The organism is Dyadobacter frigoris (assembly GCF_005280585.1).
GTDB lineage: Bacteria > Bacteroidota > Bacteroidia > Cytophagales > Spirosomataceae > Dyadobacter > Dyadobacter frigoris.
This window is the reverse complement of the sequence record NZ_SZVO01000009.1, coordinates 152,598-175,559: the sequence shown is the minus strand read 5'-3', so window position 1 is coordinate 175,559 and position 22,962 is coordinate 152,598. Positions and strand designations below refer to the sequence as shown.

At 41.8% G+C, this 22,962-nt stretch carries 14 protein-coding genes; 2 read left to right on the top strand and 12 right to left on the bottom strand.

Annotated features, from left to right (window positions below):
- Window positions 1-137 precede the first annotated feature (137 nt).
- The 10 genes from FDK13_RS19595 to FDK13_RS19550 all read right to left on the bottom strand — a co-directional run bounded on the left by FDK13_RS19595 (window position 138) and on the right by FDK13_RS19550 (window position 18,447).
- Window positions 138-1,232 (bottom strand): AEC family transporter, encoded by a 1,095-nt coding sequence (locus FDK13_RS19595; protein WP_137341703.1) that lies wholly within the window; start codon window positions 1,230-1,232, stop codon window positions 138-140.
- A gap of 121 nt (window positions 1,233-1,353) precedes the next feature.
- Window positions 1,354-2,541 (bottom strand): pyridoxal phosphate-dependent aminotransferase, encoded by a 1,188-nt coding sequence (locus tag FDK13_RS19590; RefSeq protein ID WP_137341702.1) that lies wholly within the window; start codon window positions 2,539-2,541, stop codon window positions 1,354-1,356.
- A 59-nt stretch (window positions 2,542-2,600) separates the two neighbouring features.
- The gene (locus FDK13_RS19585; RefSeq protein WP_137341701.1) at window positions 2,601-4,148 is read right to left on the bottom strand and encodes a M20/M25/M40 family metallo-hydrolase; all 1,548 of its coding nucleotides are present in this window, start codon (window positions 4,146-4,148) and stop codon (window positions 2,601-2,603) included.
- A gap of 15 nt (window positions 4,149-4,163) precedes the next feature.
- Entirely contained in the window at window positions 4,164-7,199 is a 3,036-nt protein-coding gene (locus FDK13_RS19580; protein WP_137341700.1) for an amidohydrolase family protein, read from the bottom strand.
- Window positions 7,200-7,278: 79 nt separating this feature from the next.
- Complete coding sequence (locus tag FDK13_RS19575) at window positions 7,279-8,226, bottom strand: hypothetical protein (protein WP_137341699.1); 948 nt, start codon at window positions 8,224-8,226, stop codon at window positions 7,279-7,281.
- A gap of 171 nt (window positions 8,227-8,397) precedes the next feature.
- The gene (locus tag FDK13_RS19570) at window positions 8,398-11,445 is read right to left on the bottom strand and encodes an amidohydrolase family protein (protein WP_229216114.1); all 3,048 of its coding nucleotides are present in this window, start codon (window positions 11,443-11,445) and stop codon (window positions 8,398-8,400) included.
- Between the two features lie 57 nt (window positions 11,446-11,502).
- The gene (locus FDK13_RS19565) at window positions 11,503-12,960 is read right to left on the bottom strand and encodes a SusD/RagB family nutrient-binding outer membrane lipoprotein (RefSeq protein ID WP_137341698.1); all 1,458 of its coding nucleotides are present in this window, start codon (window positions 12,958-12,960) and stop codon (window positions 11,503-11,505) included.
- Between the two features lie 51 nt (window positions 12,961-13,011).
- Entirely contained in the window at window positions 13,012-16,626 is a 3,615-nt protein-coding gene (locus FDK13_RS19560) for a SusC/RagA family TonB-linked outer membrane protein (RefSeq protein ID WP_229216112.1), read from the bottom strand.
- Between the two features lie 36 nt (window positions 16,627-16,662).
- Window positions 16,663-17,682, bottom strand: a complete 1,020-nt coding sequence (locus FDK13_RS19555) for a FecR family protein (RefSeq protein WP_170982852.1) — start codon at window positions 17,680-17,682, stop codon at window positions 16,663-16,665.
- 159 nt (window positions 17,683-17,841) lie between these two features.
- A complete protein-coding gene (locus tag FDK13_RS19550) occupies window positions 17,842-18,447 on the bottom strand; it encodes an RNA polymerase sigma factor (protein WP_137341696.1) in 606 nt (201 codons plus the stop codon).
- A gap of 310 nt (window positions 18,448-18,757) precedes the next feature.
- On the opposite strand from FDK13_RS19550, the gene FDK13_RS19545 reads away from it, so the two are divergent.
- Window positions 18,758-19,816 carry a tyrosine-protein phosphatase gene (locus FDK13_RS19545; RefSeq protein ID WP_220417388.1) on the top strand — a complete coding sequence of 353 codons (1,059 nt, stop codon included), beginning with the start codon at window positions 18,758-18,760 and terminating at the stop codon, window positions 19,814-19,816.
- Between the two features lie 18 nt (window positions 19,817-19,834).
- On the opposite strand, the gene FDK13_RS19540 is transcribed toward FDK13_RS19545, so the two are convergent.
- Both FDK13_RS19540 and FDK13_RS19535 read right to left on the bottom strand, forming a co-directional pair.
- Window positions 19,835-20,971 (bottom strand): BamA/TamA family outer membrane protein, encoded by a 1,137-nt coding sequence (locus FDK13_RS19540; protein ID WP_229216111.1) that lies wholly within the window; start codon window positions 20,969-20,971, stop codon window positions 19,835-19,837.
- Window positions 20,972-21,120: 149 nt separating this feature from the next.
- Window positions 21,121-21,777 carry an RNA polymerase sigma factor gene (locus FDK13_RS19535; RefSeq protein ID WP_137341695.1) on the bottom strand — a complete coding sequence of 219 codons (657 nt, stop codon included), beginning with the start codon at window positions 21,775-21,777 and terminating at the stop codon, window positions 21,121-21,123.
- Window positions 21,778-22,116: 339 nt separating this feature from the next.
- Here FDK13_RS19535 and FDK13_RS19530 point away from each other — a divergent pair, with 339 nt between their 5' ends.
- Window positions 22,117-22,890 carry a TspO-related membrane protein gene (locus FDK13_RS19530; protein ID WP_137341694.1) on the top strand — a complete coding sequence of 258 codons (774 nt, stop codon included), beginning with the start codon at window positions 22,117-22,119 and terminating at the stop codon, window positions 22,888-22,890.
- Window positions 22,891-22,962 lie beyond the last annotated feature (72 nt).

Below are 22,962 nucleotides of genomic sequence, written 5' to 3'. Positions count from 1 at the left end.
AAGCAAAGGTGCTATTACCTAAACGTAACAGCACCTTGACTTACAATGATGAGGCTTTAAAAATCAGCTGGTGATGCGAAAAAAGACCAAACGTCAGACCGATTTAACAAGATTAAAATATGACCATATGCTCAAAATCAGGCATTAGACTTTTTCAGTGCAAACCGGCCAAAAAGATTTGGTAATCCGCCCAGAGCAATCAGCACGACACCGGCAATGATTAAAGTACTAAGATGCGTAAACATAGCGCCCGTCGACAAAATACCAAGAATGAGAATCGTCGAAAAAGGCAGGGAAAACGCCAATAGCAACACAGCTAGTTCCATATCAAAAGTTCTTTTTTCCTTAGATAAACCTAAGGCGTCTTCTCTTAGATTAAAGGCAGAAATATGTGCCAGCGGCCAGAAACTTGCAGCACTTAACGGAATCACAATAGCAAGTAAAATCATGGACTGATCTGAAATATTCAGAACAAAAATCATCGCCGCACTGATCAGCATCGTACTACCTGCACGGAAAAGCAGAATACTGGTCACGATCGCTTTTTTTCCTTCTTTAAGCTGTACGGCAAGACCGATAAAAAGCAGTACAAGCGGTGTCATCATGGCACTCGTTTTGTCAAAAATTTCAGTCAGAAAAAAGGGTAGTGTTTTGTAATTAATATCAAAACCAAGAAGCACAAGCGCCAGTATGATCAGCACATTGATAGGCTCCTGCAACATGTTGCCAAAAAGACTTTTAAGCTTCCCTCCCATTTTGGTTTCTGTGTCGTGACTGTTTTTCAAAAACATATTCATCGCCAGAATGTAAAGCGAAATAAGCACGAAAAACTTGTTTCCAACATCGGCTAATGCAGCAATCGCAAGACTTTTTTCACCTAAAAATTCAGCTATAAAAGGAAAACAGGAAAGTCCGGGTGCCAAAGATGGAATAAGCATCAACAGCGTGCGACCTGTTGGACTATTTTTTTCAATACCAAAAAGCGCAAAAGCGACGGGAGCAGAAAAGAACATCAGGAAATTGAAAACCAGTGTTACCAGCGGAATTATGATCATGGAAGAATCCACATCAATTTTCATCAGTGAAATAAAGATCGTAGAAGGCAGAGCCACAGAAAGAATGATTTCCTTGATGCCGTTGGTCTGATCTTTACTTTTGAATTTCCCCCGAAGAAGAAGTCCCAATGCGATAAGTAGTAGAAGTGTAATGGTTTTTTGTAAGGCGTCACTCATAATAAGACGAGACTAGACCGGAAAATTAACCGGCGAATAAAAATTAAAATAAAATGGCTGGTTTTGAAATTGCAGTTTGCGAAAAACAATAAAAAACCAGCCATTGCTATACGATTTAAGCTTAGCTTATTGTTCCAAGCGCACTTACGAAGCTCTTCATTTCGTCCATTGTACCGATACTCACACGGCACCAAGGTTTGTTCTGAATATCAAAAGAACGTACAACAATTCCCTTTGCAGTCATTTTAGAAAGCATTTCCTTCCCTGCGATTTTGATCGGGAAGATTACGAAATTGGTATAAGACGGGATGTATTTGTAACCCATTTTATCCAGGTTTGCATATAAATAAGTCTTTGCTTCGTGGTTCAATTTGCGGGTCATGCCTTGGAATTCGTTATCATCCATTGCAGCAGAAGCAGCGGCGATTGAAGTATAAGAAATACCCATTCCACCCCGTGTGATTTTCTCAATTTCAGCGATGAATGCAGGCTGAGCAGCCATATATCCAACACGAATTCCGGCCATTCCCATAATTTTCGAGAATGTACGCGCGATGATCACGTTTTTATTTTTTTGAAGAAGCGAAACCATACTTTGCGTATCCGCCCCAACGGCTAGTTCGATGTACGCTTCGTCTACGAAAATCGGCACTTTTTCAGAAACGCGTGAGCAGAAATCCAATAATTCTTTACCAGATGTAATAGCGCCAGTCGGATTGTTTGGATTACATATGTAAATAAGTTTTGTGTCTTTATCAACAGCTGCTTCCATCGCTTTCAAGTCGTGCGAATGGTCTTCTCTTACAGGAACTGCTTTCCATGTTGCACCAACAGATTTCGCAACCTGAATCAGTGACATATAACAAGGATCAGCAGAAACGATATTTCCACCGTGCATGAAAAGCACCAAAGCCACTTTTTCCAAAAGATCAGAAGAGCCTGGCCCCATCATGATCGATTCTTTGGAAACGCCTTCTTTTTTTGCGATTTTATCAACAAGATCAAACATTTCCTGCCATGCGTAACGGTTTCCACCCACTACGGAATCACAAGCTGCCTTTTGAGCAGACTTTGGCGGGCCGTAAGGATTTTCGTTAGAACCCAGACGGATCATTTTGGAAAGATCCGGTTTTTTGTCAAGAAAATGCTCGCGAACCATTGGGCTGCGGTAAATACGGTTTTCGGGATCAAGCGTTAAAGGCATGTCATCGAATGCACCACCAAAGCTCAAATGAGGAGCCAGTGTCATTCCACCGATAGCCATCAGGCCTGATTTCAACAAATTGCGACGGTCAATTTTCTGATTCATTTTTGTTTATTTTAAACGTTAGACACTTTTGTAAAGCTTTTTTGAAATCAATTTGGAACTCAGATCGGTGTGGTCAGGATTGAAAGACAGGTTTTGATACCCATTCTCAAATTTCCAATCCGTAGATTTTCATTTGGACTATGCTGATTGTTATCCATATTGACCATCGGCACAATCACTGCCGGAACGCCGAGCGTTTGAATAAATGGGACAACAGGAACTGAGCCGCCCATAATGCGGATAATTACAGGTTGTTCTGTAAAATTTTCAGTCACCGATTTTCTTAGCCAGTTACCAATCGGCGAGTTTACTTCGGTACGGAATGCCGGACTTCCTGCACCGCCATTACTCATAAATACCAGTTTTTTATGCGCCATACGCTCCTGTTTTGTAGGCACATGATCAACGACGGTATAACCTTGTTTTTCAATGTGTTTTTTAACAAGCGAAGTCATATGAGCGCCCTCGGTTTCCGGCACGAGACGAATTCCAAATTCTGCCAGTGCTTCTTCCGGAATAATCGACCCACCGCCTTTTCCTGTCACAGCAGCTTTTAAACCTCTTATATTCAGTGAAGGATACTGCATAGATTCCTGGTAATTTTTACCAACTTTTTCCGCCTCGGCAATTTGTAAACGGTCATTAATTTCCAGAAGATTATCCGGAACGGCAGCCATTAATTTTACAGCTTCGGCATCGAATTTAATTCCATCATAAAACCCGTCAACCAAAACTCTTCCATCATCATCTTTCATCGTTGAAATGATTTTAGCAAGACTGAATGTTGGATCGGGAGAATAATTCCCGAAGTGACCGCTATGCTGCTGGGTAATTGCGCCGTAGGTTGTAAGCGAAAAACCAGTACCACCACGGCAGCCAAAAGTCAATGTTGGCCGGTTTGTTGCGTGCATCGGACCATCCATAACGATCAGAAAATCTGCCATCAGCTGGGTTTTGTATTCTGCCAAAGCCGCTTTCAATCCCGGAGATCCTTTTTCTTCTTCACAATCCAGAACGACTTTTACATTAAATGGAGGCTGTTGTTTTTGTGCTGCCAGAATATCCAGTGCCTGTAAAAGCATCACAATAGGGCCTTTATCATCCGAAGTTGAACGGGCAAAAATCCGCCATTCATCGTTGATCTTACCGTCTTTCAACAAATTCCAGTCAATTTCCTTGAAGCTTCCATCTGCGCTTTTTTCTTTCAAAACCGTCATGTACGGATCTTTCTGAAACCACTCTGTCGGGCGAACTGCCTGTCCATCCAAATGGAAATAAAACAGAACCGTTTTGGTGTTTTTCGGATAAGTTTTTTCTGCTGAAAAAAGAGGCAGTTTTCCCGTTTTCAGGATATCGGTTTTGAAACCACGTTTGGCAAAAGCTTTCTCGGACCATGCCAGATTTTTGTCTATATCCTCAGCAACAAGCGCGTCATTAGGAATTGAAACATAATCTTTAAGTTCTTCCAAAGCCGGATACATCAGTTTTGAAATGATAGCATCACTTTTTTCCGCCGGGATTTTCTGAGCACTAAGTTGTCCGCTGCCTACTGACAAAGCAAAAAGTAGTGCAGCCGTTGTTGATTTTTTTATCGATTTTAAAACCATCGTATTTAGTAAGTATTAAGGCTGTTTTAAAAGATCTTCCAGTGAGAAAAGAATTCCGTTTTTCATTACGTGTTTCACATTCCAGGCATCTTCGATTTTTACAAGCGGATCACCGTCAACGATAACCAGATCAGCCAGTTTTCCTTTTTCAAGCGTACCGAGATCTTTGCTTACACCTACTGCTTCTGCCGACCATAATGTAGCCGAACGCAATGTTTCAAACGGTGTAATACCTCCGTCAACCCAGCATTGAAGCTCGGAATGAAGGCTCATAGCATAAGGAATAAATGGACTATCGGTACCGGCTGTAACTCTCGCGCCGCTTGCAATCAGGTTTTTAACCGTTTTTTGAATCGTACCAAAATTGGCCAGATATCCCGGAAACATTTTCTCAATTTGTGAAGCGCCGTCTTTCAAACCTTTTCTGAATTCTTCTGAATAGAAAACTTTGAATTGCCTGTTTTCATAGTAGCTTGGATCTTTTGCGGCCATGGCATAAAATCCACCCTGCAACGAAGCTGTCGGCGTAATGTTCATTTGTGATTTCACCAGAAGTTCAGTAACATCCTGATAGGTAAAATTCATTTGAGAAATCTTCGGAGAATAGCCACGGCGACTTGTACCGCCGATATGCTCAACCGCATCCACGCCGTAACGCATCGCAGGGAAAATCTCATGGGAAGAAACCGGAATGCCGATTTTATGCGCATAATTGGTGATACGCTGCTGCAAAATATCAGGCATCCGCACGTAAGTTTTGATCATATCATAACCCAGTCTTGAAGCGCGTTCCAGTTCGAGATCAAGCTGCGCCGTAGAATGTACGCTGTTGGCCAAACCGTAATAAATACGGCTTCCATCAGTCAGACCACCTGTAAAAAATTCACGCGGACCAGTCAGCGTCCCGGCATCCCAGGATTCTTTTCTTTCCAAAGCATCATACGGATCAGCACCGGTTTCTCTCAAAGAAGTGATACCATACGAAAGCCATAAACGGCCCAGTTTTGCGCCACCCATCGCATGTTGGTGCGTATGCATTTCAAAAAGTCCGGGAATGATCGTTTTGTCCGAAGCATCTACCAGTTTTCCAGCGCGACCGGCTTTGTGCGGAAGGATTTCCTTGATGCGGTTTCCTTCAATGATGATATCAACATTTTTGACATATTCCTTATTTCTTCCGTCAAAAACTTTTCCGGCATGGATCACGATCGTTTCTTTCGGCTGCTTGTAATCCCATTTGAAATTCATTGGTACCGACTCCACTTTTCCATCAGATACACGGATTGTTTTGATTGTATCCGTGGCCATATAAACCAGCGTTTTTGAGTCGCCCGTCCAGCTTGGCACTTCCGATAATTCATGGGTTAATCCTCTTGGCGGTCCTACAATTGTTCCGGAAGGATCAACCGCAATGATCCATAACAAACCATCCTGCACATAAGCCATCGATTTACCATCCGGCGACCAGGCTGGTCCGTTTTTAGCGCGCATACCCAGAGAACGCTCGGCTACCGGAGAGACAAAACGGTCCGGCTTTTTGTCAAGCGATACCAACAAAATCTTGTTAATTCCTTCACGGTATCGGGTTGAATAAACTTCCAGTCCTGAAAGAGCGATCGTCTTTCCATCTGCCGACCAGCTTGGCTGACTTGGTACAAATAGTGATTCGTGGATCTTTTCAATCTTTCCCGATTTCACCTCGATTGTTTGAAGTGTTCCTCTGCCCCAGGAGTTTTTAGAATCTGCCTGATAAAAAGCGATTTTAGTTCCGTCTGGTGAGAAAATTGGATAATTGACATCGTATTCCGTCTTGGCAAGCTGCGTTTGTTTTCCTGTTTTCACATCGTGCAGCCAAAGATTCATCGCGCCTGAACGGTCGGTAAGAAATGCTATGGTATTTCCGTCCGGAGAAAAAGTGGGATCGGCATCCAGGAAAGCATCTTTTGTTAACTGTTTCGGAGTAGTTGTTCCTTTTTGCAAGATCCAAAGATCACCCAACGCAGAAAAGACAAAACTTTTCCCGTCCGGCGAAACATTAAGTCCTTTTATTCCTTTTACCGTTTTCGGTTTGCCACTGTTGAAATCGTATGTTTTTCTTGTGTAAGATGATTTTGTCACCGTAGCTATTGCTTTGAAAGCGATAGCCTGAGCCGTTTTTTCACCCACTTTTACACGTTTGATTTTCCCGTCTGCACTGTACAGATATTCCTGTGGAGAAATCCAGCTGGCTCGGAATGGAAAAACGTCTTCCAGTTTTGGTGTCAACGTATTCGCAGTACCGGTTGAAACTTCAACATCATCAAGACTACTGAAACCGCCGGTAAATACATTGAAATAAATATGCGTTCCATCCGGGTTAAAAGAAGGTCCGGCAAGTTTTGCCGCATTTTTTACTACCAGTTTCTGCGAACCGTCTGCACTTAAAATGTAAATTCCGGGTGCCGAGGGACGTTCGGAAACAAAGGTGATTTTGCTTCCGTCATTGGCGTAAGCAGGGAAATAGTCGTTAGCCGGATCGTTAGTCAATTGTGTCATGGCTCTTGTAGCAAGATCCATTTTCCAGATATCATAATTGCCACCACGGTCTGATGAAAAAACAAGAAATTTCCCATCCGGTGACCATTCCGGTTCACGTTCATCAAAAACGCCGTACGTCAATTGTGTTAATCCCGAACCGTCTTTGTTGACAGCCCAGATATGATAGTATCCGTCACGAAATGACTGAAACGCAACACGGCTTCCATCCGGCGACCAGCGTGGCTGGCGATCGTCACCCATACCGTCTGTCAACGCTTTTGCATCACCGCCCTCGATAGGAATGCTCCAAATAGTTCCTTGAATATCAACGGCTATAAGCTTTTTATCAGGAGATAAATCGGTGGCCATGTTGGTACCTTCCGTTAATGTCACCTTGATAGAATCAGCGGCAACAGCAGCGTTAACCTGATTACTATTGAATACCAAAGCTCCTGAAAGCACTGTAATTGCCAGGAAACGATTGATGTGTTTTTTGTTTGAAAAAGACCTGAGTAACCGTGCGGCTTTTACCATTTTTTTCTGATTTAATTTTTAATTTTTTATGTTAAAATGGTTGAAATGGGTTTTGAAAATCTATTTCGTTTTTGGGTAATTAATGGTTAGTCATTGCGGTGCGCTGCACCTTTACCAGATAAACTTCGTGTACCTCATCTACAAATATTGCGGTGCGTTGCACCTTTACCGGATAAACTTCATGTCCCTCATCTACAAATATTGCGGTGCGCTGCACCTTTACCGGATAAACTTCATGTCCCTCATCTACAAATATTGTGGTGCGCTGCACCTTTACCGGATAAACTTCGTGTCCCTCATCTACAAATATTGCGGTGCGCTGCACCTTTACCGGATAAACTTCGTGTCCCTCATCTACAAATATTGCGGTGCGCTGCACCTTTACCAGATAAACTTCGTGTCCCTCATCTACAAATATTGCGGTGCGCTGCACCTTTACCGGATAAACTTCATGTCCTTCCTCTACAAATATTTCGGTACGCTGCACCTTTATTAGATGAACTTCGTGTCCCTCCTCTACAAATATTGCTGTGCGCTGCACCTTTACCGGATAAACTTCGTGTCCCTCATCTACAAATATTGCGGTGCGCTGCACCTTTACCGGATAAACTTCATGTCCTTCCTCTACAAATATTTCGGTACGCTGCACCTTTATTAGATGAACTTCGTGTCCCTCCTCTACAAATATTGCTGTGCGCTGCACCTTTACCGGATAAACTTCATGTCCCTCATCTACAAATATTGCGGTGCGCTGCACCTTTACCGGATAAACTTCATGTCCTTCCTCTACAAATATTTCGGTACGCTGCACCTTTATTAGATGAACTTCGTGTCCCTCCTCTACAAATATTTCGCTGCGCTGCACCTTTACCGGATAAACTTCATGTCCCTCATCTACAAATATTGCGGTGCGCTGCACCTTTACCGGATAAACTTCATGTCCCTCATCTACAAATATTGCGGTGCGCTGCACCTTTGACGGATAAAATTCATGTCCCTCATCTACAAATATTGCGGTGCGCTGCACCTTTGACGGATAAAATTCGGTGCTTTCTATCTACCGCACGGCGAACCGCAAATATTTCGGTACTCTGCACCTTTTCGATCAGGTGCGGAGCACCGAAATATTTGTAGGAACACAGGCAAACTCAAAAGGCAAAGGTGCAACGCACCGTAATAATCAAATTCTAACGCTCCATCAATTTACCTTTTTTAAAAGAACTTCTATCGGAAAAACCTCTCCATTTCGAATGACCGTGGTAACATTCAAAACATCCTTGATATTCTTCAATGGATCACCGTCAATAACCACCAGATCAGCCAATTTGCCTTTTTCCAATGTTCCTAAATCTTTGCTAACACCCAATGCTTCCGCCGAATAAAGTGTAGCAGAACGCAATGTTTCGAAAGGAGAAATCCCGCCGTCAACCCATGATTGCAATTCTGCATGGTAACTTAATCCTGGCTGAATAATAGGCGAATCCGTACCCGGCGTCACATGTCCGCCCTGATCAATCATCGCTTTTACCGTTTTCTGAATATTGCCAAAAGAAGACACAAAAACCGGATTGCCTTTCAGGCGAAGTGAGGTCATATTTTTGATCTCATTCACAGCATCTTCATTATAAAATGCTTTGAATTGTTTGTTATCAAAAAAAGCAGCATCCTTTTGTACCAATACGGGAAGTCCACCCTGAAGTGATGCAGTGGGTGTGATATTCATTCCTGATTTCACTAAAAGTTCAACCACATCCTGATACGAATTATTCAGCGCAGATAATTTTGGAGAATACCCGCGGCGACTCGTTGCACCCATATGTTCAACCGCATCGACACCATATTTCATAGCCGGATATATTTCGTGAGATGAAACCGGAATTCCAAGATTATGTGCAAAAACAGTAACCCGCTGCTGCATGGCATCCGTCATACGCACGTAGGTTTTCATCATATCATAACCCAATCGGCGCGCCTTTTCCAGTTCGAGTTCAAGCTGTGCGCCGGCTACGTTTCCAACATTCATACCGTAATAAATCCGGCTGCCGTCCAAAATTCCACCAGTATAAAAGTTACGCGGACCGGCTCTTCTGCCGCTTGCCCAGGATTCTTTTCTTTCAATTACATCATACGGATCTCCTCCTGGTTCACGGATTGTGGTAATGCCGTAGCCCAACCAAAGACGGCCCAATTGTTCACCAGCCGCAGCAGTCTGGTGCGTGTGCATTTCGATCAATCCCGGAATAACCGTTTGTTTTGAAGCATCGATCAGTTTTCCTGTCCTTCCTGCTTTATGCGGCTCGATTTTCTGTATTCTATTTCCAACGATGATAATATCAACATTGGTCAGATACTCTTTTGAACGGCCGTTAAAAACCTTTCCGGCATGAACGACAACTTGTCCAGCCGGTTGTTTTATTTTGTAGTTTAAATCAATTGGTATCATTGAAACAGAACCGTCAGCAAGCGAAATCTTTTTTAGCACATCCGTCGCCATGTAAACGATACTTTTGGAATCGCCCGTCCAGCTAGGATTTTCTGCCAGTTCGTTGGTTAATCTTCTTGGTGCGTTTAAAAGATTTCCTTCCTTATCCACCGCAACTGTCCACAAAACACCGTCCATTGAAAACGCAAATTTCGTTCCGTCCGGCGACCAGTAAGGGCCATTTTTCCCTCTTGTTGAAAATGTTCTTTCGTTGATCGGTGTGATAAATTTAAAGGTTTTATCAACCGTAGAAATCACAAGAAATTTGCTGACACCTTCGCGGTAACGCGATGAATAAGGCTGTAAAGCGGAAATCACCACATATTTTCCATCAGCAGACCAGCTTGGCTGCGATCCGTCAAAAAGAGGCGCGTACAAAACCGATTCTTTCGAAGATGACAGCTCAATCATTTTTAAAGAATAGCGACCAAAAGCAGCAGGATCCTTCTGATAATAAGCGATTTTGGAACCGTCAGCCGACCAGGCAGGGAAAGTAATATTATCCGCAGCATTTAAAACCAGCTTTTCACTTCCCGATGCTAAATCCCTGACATACAAATCCATATTCCCTTTTCTATCGCAGACATAGGCCAATTGTTTGCCGTCTGAGGAAAAAGCAGGATCAATTTCTATAAAAGAATCATTGGTTAATTGAACCGGTTTGTCTGAGCCTTTTTTCAAAAGCCACATATCACCCAAAGCGGTGAACGCAACAGAATTTCCATCCGGAGAAACCACCGGACCACGGATTCCTTTTACTTTATTACTAGCAACGGAATTGAAATCGTAGACTTTCAATTTATACTTTTCATGTGACAAATTGATTTGAACCTGAAAAGGTATTGTGCTGACTAACTTATCTCCCAGCTTTCTTTTTTTGATTAAACCATCGGAAGTATACAGATATTCAGTATCCGAAATCCAGGCTACTTTGAATGGAAAAACGTCTTCTGAATTTTCTGATAAAGTCTCCCAGTCGCCGCCGCCCACTTTGGCCATATCCAGCAAACTTTTTCCTTCATTGAAATTATTGAAAACAATTCTGGATTCTTTTGGATGCCAGATTGGCGAGGCCAGTTTTCCTTTACTTGTCAGGAACAATTTTTCTTTTCCTTTGGGATCCATGATGTAGATTCCCGGTGCTGCACTTCTTTCAGAAACATAAGCGATTTGTGATCCGTCGGAAGAATAGGAAGGGAAAAAGTCATTTCCTGCGTCTGTGGTAAGTTGTTTCAGTTCACCGGAAGCAAGTTCCAGTTCCCATACATCGTAATTACCACTTCTATCGGAAGAAAAAATAATCTTTTTTCCATCCGGTGAATAACCTGGCTCGCGGTCATCAAATGTTCCGAACGTGATCTGAACCGGCGTTCCGCCATTTTTATCAACCGTGTAAATATGAAAGTTACCATCCCAGAAAGCCTGGAAAGCAACTTTGGAGCCGTCTGGTGAAAAGACAGGCTGTCGGCAGTCACCCATCGGATCTGTTAATGCTTTTGCCAATCCGCCCTGGAAAGGAACACTGTAAATTGTGCCCTGTAAATCCATGACAATTGTCTTTTTATCCGGCGATAAAGTCAGGGCAATGTTGGTACCTTCTGTCAGGGTTACTTTAACAGAATCAGCGGTAAATTTTGGTAACGTTTCCGCAAAAACAGCACTAACCGGCAAAACCGAAAGTAACAGCGGAATTGTTTTAAAAAATCTTTTTGAAAAGGATTGAAACGATATCAGGGAATAGGAATTCGGCAGGTTCATCATCATCGCTGTTTCTGTTTTAAACAAAATATAGCCTGTCCGGATGGACAGGCTATTTTAATTTTACTTGGCGTTTACGGCTGTTTTGACAAAAACACCTGGTACCGGATTTGGTGCGCTGGTATTTGAGTTTACTTCCGCTTCACTATAAATCATTCTTTCAGGTAATACCGATCCGGCACTTGGCGTAAGTTTCACACCAACTGATTCCGTTCTGGTCCGGCGAAGATCATTGAACCCGATGATCTGTCCGTTGAAAGTAACATAACGTTCCAGCAAAATCTCTCTCAACAAAGCCTGATCTGCAGTGATTCCATCTTTGTTAAGCATACCGCCTGATGCAAAATCTTCTGTTGCGTAAGCTTCGTATTTGTACTTGTAAGTTCCTGTTTTGTAAGTCGCATCTAAATCACCACCCGCATTCAGGTAAGCACGGTAGATATTCAGTTTTGCCAAACCGGCAGCAAAACCAGTTGTACGTGCCTGAGATTCAGCAGCAGTTAACAAATTTTCAGAATACGTAACCATTGGATATGGAGCAGATTGTCCGAATAATCCGCGGGAAGTTGTCGTGCTGTTCGTATTTGGTGAAACAGGAATGACAACGCCCGTAGTACTCAACGTGATGAAATGGTGATTGTAACGAGCTGTCTCATCCGTTTTTGCATTGCCTTTGTAGGTCGCACTGGCAGGGTTCAAAAACTTTGGAGCCAGTGCAAGTGAAGAATTGATGTCACCCACGCGGTTTCTCGCGATAAATGCATACATCAGGTTTTCATTTACATTCAGCGTCGTTCCGTGCACCATCATCCAGGATCTTGCTGCGGTAGTAATACCTTTTTCAGCAGCCGTAGCGGCCAATGCGTATTCCTTTGTTTCCATGTAATATCTGGCTTTCAAAGTGTACGCAGCTTCCTTCCATTTGGATGCATCACCGGCAAAGTGAATGTCGGCAACACCCGGAGACGTTCCAATACCTGATTCAAGATCGGCAATCGCCTCGTCAAGCAAAGCCTGCAATTCACCATAAACCTGAATTTGTGGTTCAAAAGCAGGATTTGGAAACTTGGTAATATCAGCAGCTTCCTTCAAAGGAATATCTCCCCAGCAGGCAACAGCAGTTCCAAGTGCATTCGCTTCTGTAATTTTCGCGATACCCTGAACAAGTCTGTTATTGGTTGCCGCAGATTTATCAATAACCAGCTTCATTTGTCCAACCACACCCTGGTAAACAAATTGCCACACATCATTGAAAGATGCTCCGGTAACATTATAGCTGTAAATATCTTTATACTGACGGTCAGTACCGGTAAAATAGCCTGACCACATCGAAGCAACACGGGCCAGGTGACCTTCCTGCACCGATACATTTCCCAGCTGAGCACCTGTCAGCAACAAAGTTGCCGAAGCATCGGTTGGGTTGTTAAGATCCGTGTTAAGATTATCGACCATGGATTCGCAGGAAATCATTCCTGCCATCAGGAAAAGTCCTGCCATCCTGATTATTTTAGCTCTTTTCATTGTATGCTTTGTTTAATATTTTGGGTCAAATGAATCAGTTAGTAACGCTGATCAATAATTCACTTTCAGAGAGAAGATGTAAGATCTTGTTCCTGGAGAGTTGAAATAATCCATATTACGGCCAGCCGGCGTTCCTGATAAATTGGTGTCAGGATCGATCCCTACCACTTTTGTCCACAAGAAAAGGTTACGTCCGGTTGCAGAGAATTCAATCGATTGAAGCTTGGTAATCTTTCTGAATTTTTCAGAATCCAAACGGTAAGAAAGTGAAAGCTGACGAAGACGTGTCCAGCTGCCATCTTCAACAAATTGTTGTTTCAACGAACCAAATCCACTTCCAAGCGTTGTGTACCAGCTTTCGTCCATCAACACCGGACCTGCGCCAAAATCTTTCAAATTACCACGAACCGTACTTCCTGCTGCCAACGTTTTGCCTGCATAATTTTTGGTATCCTGTGTCAGGGTAACTTCGTTGCCAGTATCCCCGTGCGTTCCGAAGTTATACATTACACCTCTTGTTCCGCTAAAATAATCTCCACCCTGAGACGTTTCAAACAAAACATCCAAAGAGAATTTCTTGTAAGAAAGACTGGTTCCAAAACCACCGATCCAATCCGGATTCGGGTTACCAACAACACCTGTTACAGGATCAGCAGTAGGGAATCCGTTTGCGTCCAGTTTTTTCGTTCCGTTATCATTCAAAGCATACTTGCTACTCCAGAAAACGCCTGTGGGCTGTCCAACTACGGCACGTGCATCCAGGAAATTTTCAATTCCACCTACCAGATACAGCGACTGAGTTCCTGCAAGATCGAGTACTTTACTCCTGTTTCGGGTGAAATTCCCGCGAAGTGACCAGGTCAAAGATCCTTTTTTGATCACATCATACGTAAGATCCGCTTCCATACCTTTGTTCTGTAATTCAGCTGCATTGGTGTATTTTGTAGCAAATCCCGTCGTTGGTGCCAGCGTTACCGGCACAAGTACATCTCTGATTTTGTTGTTATAATAGGTAAGTCCCATACGCAATCTGCTTTCGAAAAAGCGAAGATCAAGTCCGATTTCGTATTCTGTTTTACGCTCTGGTTTCAAATACTGATCACCCATAGAACTGCCCTGGCTGTAAGCACCATTGCCGAACTGCGAACCAACCAGATTATCTCCCCATGGATTAGCCGTGTAAACCGTTGAAGAAAACACGGTGTTCGAACGGTAAGGCAGCGGCTGCACACCCACAACGCCGTAAGATGCCCGAAGTTTACCAAAATTGATCACACGGTTATCTTCAATAAATTTAAGTTTGGTGAAAAGCCAGGCCACATCCGCAGATGGGTAATAGAACGTTTTTTCAGATAAAGCTCCGAAAGACGACGCCGATTCTGCTGCACCGGAAAGGTTTAAAAACAAGGCATCATAAGCTGCGAAACTTGCCGTTGCATAACTGCGGATCGTCCTTACCTCTGTTTTCTTATTAACAGGGGTTCTGTTCAAAGCGGTGGCATTGGCAAAGTTGGCAGGTGCATCAGCAACCAGAAAGTTAGTAATCGTTGCTCCAAGATTGCTATATTTACGATTGTTCACATTGAATCCAACTACAAAAGTCGATGTAAAATTGCTGCCGAAATCTTTTGTGGCACGTGCAAGCAAATCTCCGTTAACCTGCGATTCACCTGTGATCTGATCCTGGAAAGAACCTGTTCCTGCACCTGTAATATCATTGATTGGAAAATAGCTAATCTGTTCATCAGAATAAGTATCCAAACCAGCTCTGGCAATAATGTCAAGCCACTTTGCAGGTTTAATTCCTAATTCAGCACTATTCATAAACCGGCTAACGTCTGTCGAATTTTGCTGTTCGTACAAAGACCAAAGTGCATTATTATTGGCAGGGTTGATTACCGCACCCAGATAACTTCTGTATCCGCGCTGTCTGTTCAAAATCGGAGAGGCCGTTGGCGAAGAATAATAACTTCCTTTATAATCAGAAATATCAAAATCTGCCGGGTTACGCGCCAAACCCACCATAGCACCGGCAAGGTTGTTACCACGCTGAATTCTGTCGGAATAACTTTTGGTATACGCCGCGCTTACTGCAAGACGAACCACATCATTGAATTTTCTTTCCGCGTTAAAACGAAGCGTTGTACGGTTGTAAGTACTATTACCACGCTGTACACCTTTCTGGCGAACATCACCAATACTGAAAAAGAAAGTAGTTTTTTGATCTCCACCGCTCAGACTTAGCGCATTGTCATAATAACTTCCGGTACGGAAAACTTTATCATAATTGGATTGATTGTAAACGTCTTTTGAATTTTTCTTGATGATCGGGTAATATTTTGTTCCGTCCTGAGCCTCAAAATACTGGCCGGTTGTGTTTACATCATCCGCACCACCCGCTCTCGAATCGATTTTATCTCCCCAGGCATTGGCTCCATTTGGATTATAAATACCGGCAGAACCCTGACCGAATTTTCCCTGAAATGGATGGTATGCGTTTATTTGATCAGCCGAATACGTGGAAGTAAAGGAAATATTCATTTTCCCTTCCGCTCCTCTTTTTGTTGTGATCAAAATAACCCCGTTTGCAGCGCGTGATCCCCACAAAGCAGCAGCAGAAGCACCTTTCAGGATTTGCATGGAAGCTATATCATTCGGGTTAATGTCATTCAAACGCGACTGTGGCGAAACCCCGCCCGAAGTTCCTCCCTCGGTTGTGGAGCTGATTGGAATACCATCTACAACTACCAATGGCTGCGTATTTCCTGTTAATGTATTTTGTCCGCGTATCTGGATGAATGAAGCAGCACCCGGATCACTCGAAGCGCGGGAAATCTGAACACCGGCTGCTTTTCCGGCAAGACCGTTAATAAGACTGGTTTCCCCTGATTTTGCAATGGCTTCACCGCTCACTTTACTACTTGTAGAGCCCAGACGGTCAGCCGCTTCCTTAAACCCTAGCGCCGTAACAACCACTTCGCTAAGCATTTTTGTATCGGTAGCCAATTTCACTTCAAGCATGGCCTGATTGCCCACTGTAATATGCTGGGAGACAAAACCAAGAAAAGAAAAGATAAGGACACTTTCTTTGGAAGGCACATTAATGGAGTAAGCTCCATCGGCATCCGTAGTAGTTCCTGCAAGTGAACCTTTAATTAATATATTGACACCAGGAACGGGCTCACCTTTATCATCAGTTACCTTTCCCGTAATTTTAATATCATCGGCAGTCTGGCGGGTTGATTCAACCGATTGCTGCAAAGTTTCTGAATTTGATTCCCCGGAAGGAAAAATACCTGTTGATTTAGCCCCCGACGATTTACCTGATTTAGAACTGCTGTCTTTTGGAAAAATCGCGTAGATTTTGCCATGTTTTTTATAATCCAGACCGTTTGATTTCAATACTCTGTCCAGCATCGTTTCAATGCTTTCGCCCGACATCATTTTTGAGTCGACCGGCATTTCCTTTATTTTATCACTTTCGTACATAAAATAAATAGCATGCTTGGATTCCAGGTTTCTGAGCACTTGCTGCAGGGTTTGCGTCTGCCGTACCGCCGAAGGTGCCTCCTTACTTTTTGAAAAAGCCATCATCTGGCCAGAAGCCGGAGCACAAGGCCGAAAAAGACATAGCAATCCCATTAGGAATAAGTATTTTTTTTCCATTTGTTAATATTTTAATACGAAGATTTACTATAAACTCTATTGCTCTCTTTTAATCGTGATTTCTTTGTTTTGCTGATCAATTTTTACGTGCAGGATACTTTCCAGCGAGGCAAGAATGTCTTCCAGATTATCGGAAGGAATAATTCCTGTCACTTTTTGCTGCGAAACCCACTCTCCCTGGATGCGTACTTTAATTCCATATGTATCCGTAATCAGCGATGCGACATCCGAAAGCGGCGTTTTATCAAATGTCCACCGGTTATCTTTCCAGGAATAAACAGAAACCGGATCCTCGATTCTGCGGATTACCAGTGTTTGTTTTTTTGTTGAAAAATCAACCTGATCGCCCGGGTTCATATGTACTACTTCATCACCCTGGCCATATTTATTAAGAAACAGCTCCACTTTTCCCTCTGAAAGTAAAACTCCCGTTTGCTGTTTCCTTGTATTTACATTGAACTCCGTTCCTTTTACTTCAACATTTACATCATTGGTATGTACCGTGAATTTTGTAAGGCTTCCATCTTCTTTTTGTTTTCTAACTTTGAAAAATGCTTCACCTTCCAGCCATACTTCTCTGTGATCCGGTCTTTGCCAGCCGCCGGGTACATCCAGTTTTGAATTCGCATTTAAGGTTACCATCGACCCATCCGGAAGTTGTATTCTCCTGGTCTCTCCATTGGCGGTTGTGTAGCTGTGAGACACGTCAAAATGGTAACGATATACTGTAAACGCAATTATCGTAAAAACGATGCAGGCCGCGACCGGCATCAACCATCTGCTAAAATTAAATGGACTTTTGAGCGGAACCTCATTAGTACGCGCTACAATATTATCCCACATTCTGTCAATGACAATCTCCGAAATATTTTCATCCGATTCCAAAGCCATTTCAAGCACCATCCGCCTTGCTAATTCCACCTGTGCCATTAGTTCCAGGTGGCTTCCCAGCCAGCTCATCCAAAAGGCGTCCGTGTCAATATCAGGAGAAAGAACCCATTTGCAGAAAAAATCATCGGCAGCCAGGCCACTTGCTTTAAATTGGGAATAATCCATGCATAACCAATGTTTATTTTGACTTCCAATTAAACAGAGCAATAAAATATCACACATTACCCCAATCACCAGAGATAATTTTACTGTTTTATTGATTTAGTTCTTAAATTATTATTAAAACCTCGATAAGTACCAAAAAACCTGAATTTGTGGTTTTAATTAAAGATTCAGATCAGAATAAAAAAACATACTCAGAACGATAATCAGATCCAGTTTTGGATTGATCTGCTGTTGTAAAGATTTCATCGCTTTTTGCAGCGTGTTATGAACAGATTGAAGAGAAATTCCCATCATGTCAGAAATTTCCGGATGGGAGAAATTATGGAAGTAACGAAGATTGATAACTTCCTGCTGGCGTGCCGGTAAATTAGAAACTGCATGTTGAATGCTGCTAACCAAAATTCCTGATTCTTCCTCATTAACAATGAGATGTTCAACCGACTCGACGTGAATAACGTGCTTTTGATTTTCATCGTCAAGCTGCTCTGTATTACCCGAAGAATTAATGCAGCGGACAATCTTTCGTCTGAGCACCGTGAAAAGATAATATTTTACAGAATCCGGATCTGTCAAATTTTCTCTTGATTTCCACAAATCAACAAAAAGATCCTGGATCACATCCTCAACAAGTTCATTATCCGGTGTAATTTTCAATCCATATTTATATAAAACGGTGACATACCGGCGGTACAGAAGTGAAAAAGCAGTCTGCTGACCATCTTTAAACGATTTCCATAGCTCAATATCTTCAATGCCGTTTTTCAATTTTCAATTCTATTATTTAGCGACCAATGGAATGAAATTTCCGGTTATTCCAATATAGAACATCTTCTTTTACATAAAGAACCGAATTTAATTTTAAATATGAATCATAACTCAGAATTTAATATAAATTATATTCATATAATCCAATTTAAAAAGTATATTTTCTATATATAAGAAACGATTACCTTACGGTGCCAAATCACTTGCCAGCAAGCCACAATTTGTATCCTGTTGACTACATTACTTATCTGATGGAATTATTTATTCAAAAAAAGACTTCATTTGGTGATAACTCACTGCTATTTCCGGGATGAAGAATCTGTTTCTCTTATTTTATTTTGTGCTTCTGTTTTCGTCTTGCAGTGTTAAGCTTCCAAAGTCTTACGCTGAAAAATCGCTGAAAGAGGAGAATTACCTGGAAAACTACCGGAACAATTACACGCTACATTTTGATAAAAACAAAGTTTTAGAAATCAATCTTCAAAATATATCTGAGATATTTAAGTGGAATAAAACAGATGATCCTGTTTTGTTGAAAAATTATAAGACCAGACCATACTTCAATTTAATTTCGAAAAAAGATACGATAACCATTTCCAATCGGCACATTGATTTTAAAAATGTGATCAATTTCCGCGATATCGGTGGGATTAAAACGATGGAAGGAAAAACGGTTCGCTGGGGGAAAATATTCCGCTCTGATAATCTGGCCGGGTTGAAGAAAAACGAATTCCATAAATTTAACGATCTGCGTATTCAGACGGTTTATGACCTTAGAACGGCAAATGAAATAAAAGGAAAAGAAGATCAGTTGCCAGAAAATGTTAAGTACGTCCATTTTTCTACTGTGAAGGATAATGGCGATTTATTGACTAAATTGAAGAGCAGAGTTTTAAACGGTGAAATTTCCGAAGAAAAATCAATCGAACTGACGCTGGAACTCTATAAAGGATGCGTTTCGGAAAATCTTCCGACGGTTCGTAATCTTCTTCAACAAATTCTGACATCGGATGAACCGGTTTTATATCATTGTTCTGCCGGAAAAGATCGTACGGGAATGACAACTGCTTTAATTCTTTCCATTCTGAAAGTAGACCGACAAACCATTCTGGATGAGTATCTTCTTTCTAACTATTACAGGAAAGATAAGATTGAAAAAATGCTGGGTAAAGTGAAACTGGCAAAACTGGTTAAACGTCACATCAATACAAAAGTGATCGAAAACTTTATGAAAGTGGACGAGCGCTATCTCAATGCAACTTTTGAGGTGATTGATAAAAAGTACGGAGGCATGGACAGTTTCATCAAAAATGAATTGCAAATTGATGATAAAACAAGAAATGAGCTGATCAGGAAATTGACATACTAGCCAATTTCTTTTTCTTCATTAAAATGCTTCTCCCGTAAAAAGATAAAAACCAGGCCCTTCCTTTGTAAAACCAACATCCAGTCTCAGGAAAATATCTTTTTTTGGAAATAGTAAATACCTTAATCCTACGCCTCCTGATGGCCGGATATGTTTCCAGCTGAACTCGTTAACCTGTGGAGCAACCACTGCCGCGGCAGCGAAAACCGTCCCTCCTATCCGTTTACTAAATTTGAAAGGAAGCCAGCGGTGTTCGGTCTGGAAAGCCAGCATATTTTTGTCACGATAACGTCCGGTATAGAAACCGCGCATGATCATTTCCCCGCCCATTAAGGCGAGCTGATTGAAAGGAATATCGCCCGTCATAAAATTACCATACAACTGCCAGGCCAAAACATTCCGGTCATTGGTTTTATGAGAAGAACGTACGTCGACATTAAACCCGTAAAACTTATAGTCGCTGGCGAGCCGTTGATTATATTTTAGAAATGAAATTTCCCCAAACAAGCCTTTTCTGACATTGAGGACATTATGCCTGTTGTCAAAAACCAGTGCCGCACCCAAACCAAGATTTCTGGTACCATGACTTCCTAATGGCGGTTCATAAACGTCATGCCCATCGGGCTGGTTAAATTTCGTATTGTATAATTGCTGATAATCAACTTCCGGCCCAAGAAAAAGATTTGGAATTATTTTTCTTAATACGCGCTGTTTCAGCAGAATATAATTGGCATCAATTAATGCCGGTTCTTTTCCGTTTGTTTCAGGTCCTATTCCATAATACAATAGAGGAAACCTCTGAAAACGTGTTCTTCCTAAAATAAACCATTTGTCCTTGTCTCCGTAAATGGCGTTATCAAGCCAGATACCATATTGAGCTTCCAGCGTTACAAAAGTGAAAGCTTGTACTTCACTCAGCCGGTTAAGCGAATCTTGTTTTGCCTGAAAGAGGAAAAGCGATGAAAATCCAAATTCAAAACTCGTTTCGGGCGCATAGGCCAACGTAGGATAAATCCGGAAACTTGATTTCCCCGGCGATGTGGTATCGGAAACGGATTTCTGTATAAATCGTTTTATAAACCCAGGCTTATTCTGTGCGAAAATTTCTTCAACCGGAATACATGTTAATAAAAACAGGCAAATGTATCTTAGCTTCAAGAGTTTTTTAGTTTGAGTAGTTTTTACTCCTACTAAAAAAATTAAGCCATGCGTTTAGTGTATATAATCCATCCAGGAAAAGTGAAATGAAAAGCAGGTGCAGGGTTAATTAAACCAGAATACTTTTCAGCAAAAAACATTTTAAGGTATCAGCCAACCGCCTGAATCACTTCTGAATATCTGTCCTGCGCAATTCTTGCAGACCAGTCAACCGGGAAAAGATGCGGATAATTTTGTTTGATTAATTGCTGTAATTGTACACGGGCACGTACATAATGCGATCGTACCGTAGCTTCATTCATTTCCATCAGATCCGCAATTTCCCGGTGATTATAACCATCGACAACATACAAAAGAAATACATTTTTATATTTTGGTTTGATCTTTTGGATCAACAAAAGGATTTCCTCAGCGGTAATCTGGCTAACAATATCTTCTTCAAATCCGAGATACGGCGCATCCTCATAGGAAGCCCGTTTTTCATTATGTTTTTTATGTTTCCGGTAATAGCTGATAGCGGTATTGATCATAATAGTCCTGATCCAGACCTTGAACGGATAAGTGGAATCGTATTCTTTCAAATGCGTAAAAACCTTTAAAAAACCTTCGTTCAAAACTTCATCCACTTCTTCGGAACAGGACGTGTAGCGCAAGCAAATACTTTTGGCATACCCAAAATATTGCTTGTACAGAAGCCGCTGCGCCTGACTGTTTTGCGCAATACAGCCCGCTATAATGGATTCAAAATTTTGCTCGTCGCTGCTTGAGCTGCTTTTATGATTGTTTCTAAAATTGATAATATTCATTGTTCACAAATTTAGGACCATGCTTACGGTTTCTTTTTGTAAAAAATTTAATCATAAAAAAGTTTATAATTTACGGGAGCGTTAAGTCTGGCATTTCAATGCTACAAAGGGAATCATTAGCGTCAATAAAAGAAAACCGCTCTGACCAAGAGAAAGAAAAACCGGATAAAGAGCCATTTTTCACCCCTGAATTCCCGATCGCTTTTATTACAAATATTACGTTCGGTACAATTTTAATAGTGAAAAAGTATCCTTTTTTGGCTTGTTGTTTATTTGTACGTACTATTACAAAATAGGATTCAATTCCGCGGCATATCATTAATTCTCAAAAATCTCCGTATGAAAAAGACTCTTCAACTATCCAATATCATCGCCCTGATTATTACAATTATTATGAATTACCTGTCCAATACAGGTATTTTCAATCATAGTACAATGGCCAGCGTTTCGGCTAAATACCAGAATTTATTTACACCGGCCGGTTACGCATTTTCAATTTGGGGACTTATTTATAGCGGCTTAATTGCGTTTGCTATTTACCAGAGTCAGGGACTCTTTAACACAAAGGAAACACCCGCCGTGGTTGAGAAAATCGGATGGATGTTTGTGATTTCCTGTGTCGCCAATTGCTTGTGGATTCTGACCTGGCTTTATGATTACACCGGCGCTTCCGTCATTATTATGACCGCTCTTTTACTTTCCCTTTGCAGCATTGTAGTCCGCACGCGTATGGAATTTGATCTGATCACTTTCAAACGGGTTGCACTGGAATGGTGGCCGTTTGCCATTTATTTCGGTTGGATCACCGTTGCCATTATAGCGAATATTGCAGCTTACCTTACCAAAATACAGTGGGATGGATTTGGGATTTCTGCCGAAAACTGGACGATCATTATGATTTTGGCAGCGATGGCTATCAACTTATTTGTAACCTGGAACAGGAACCTGCGTGAATCTGCTTCCGTTGGAGTCTGGGCACTGATTGCAGTAGCTGTTGCAAATTGGGAGGTAAATAAATCTGTGGCATATACGGCTATCATTGCTTCTATTATTATTTTTATCAGCTGCGGAGCGCAAAGTTATAAGAACAAGGGAAATGCTTTTATCATGTAAATAAGAATTTCTTACCAATAAAAATGCCCTGAATAATGATCGAGGGTAATCATTACTCAGGGCATTTTTATT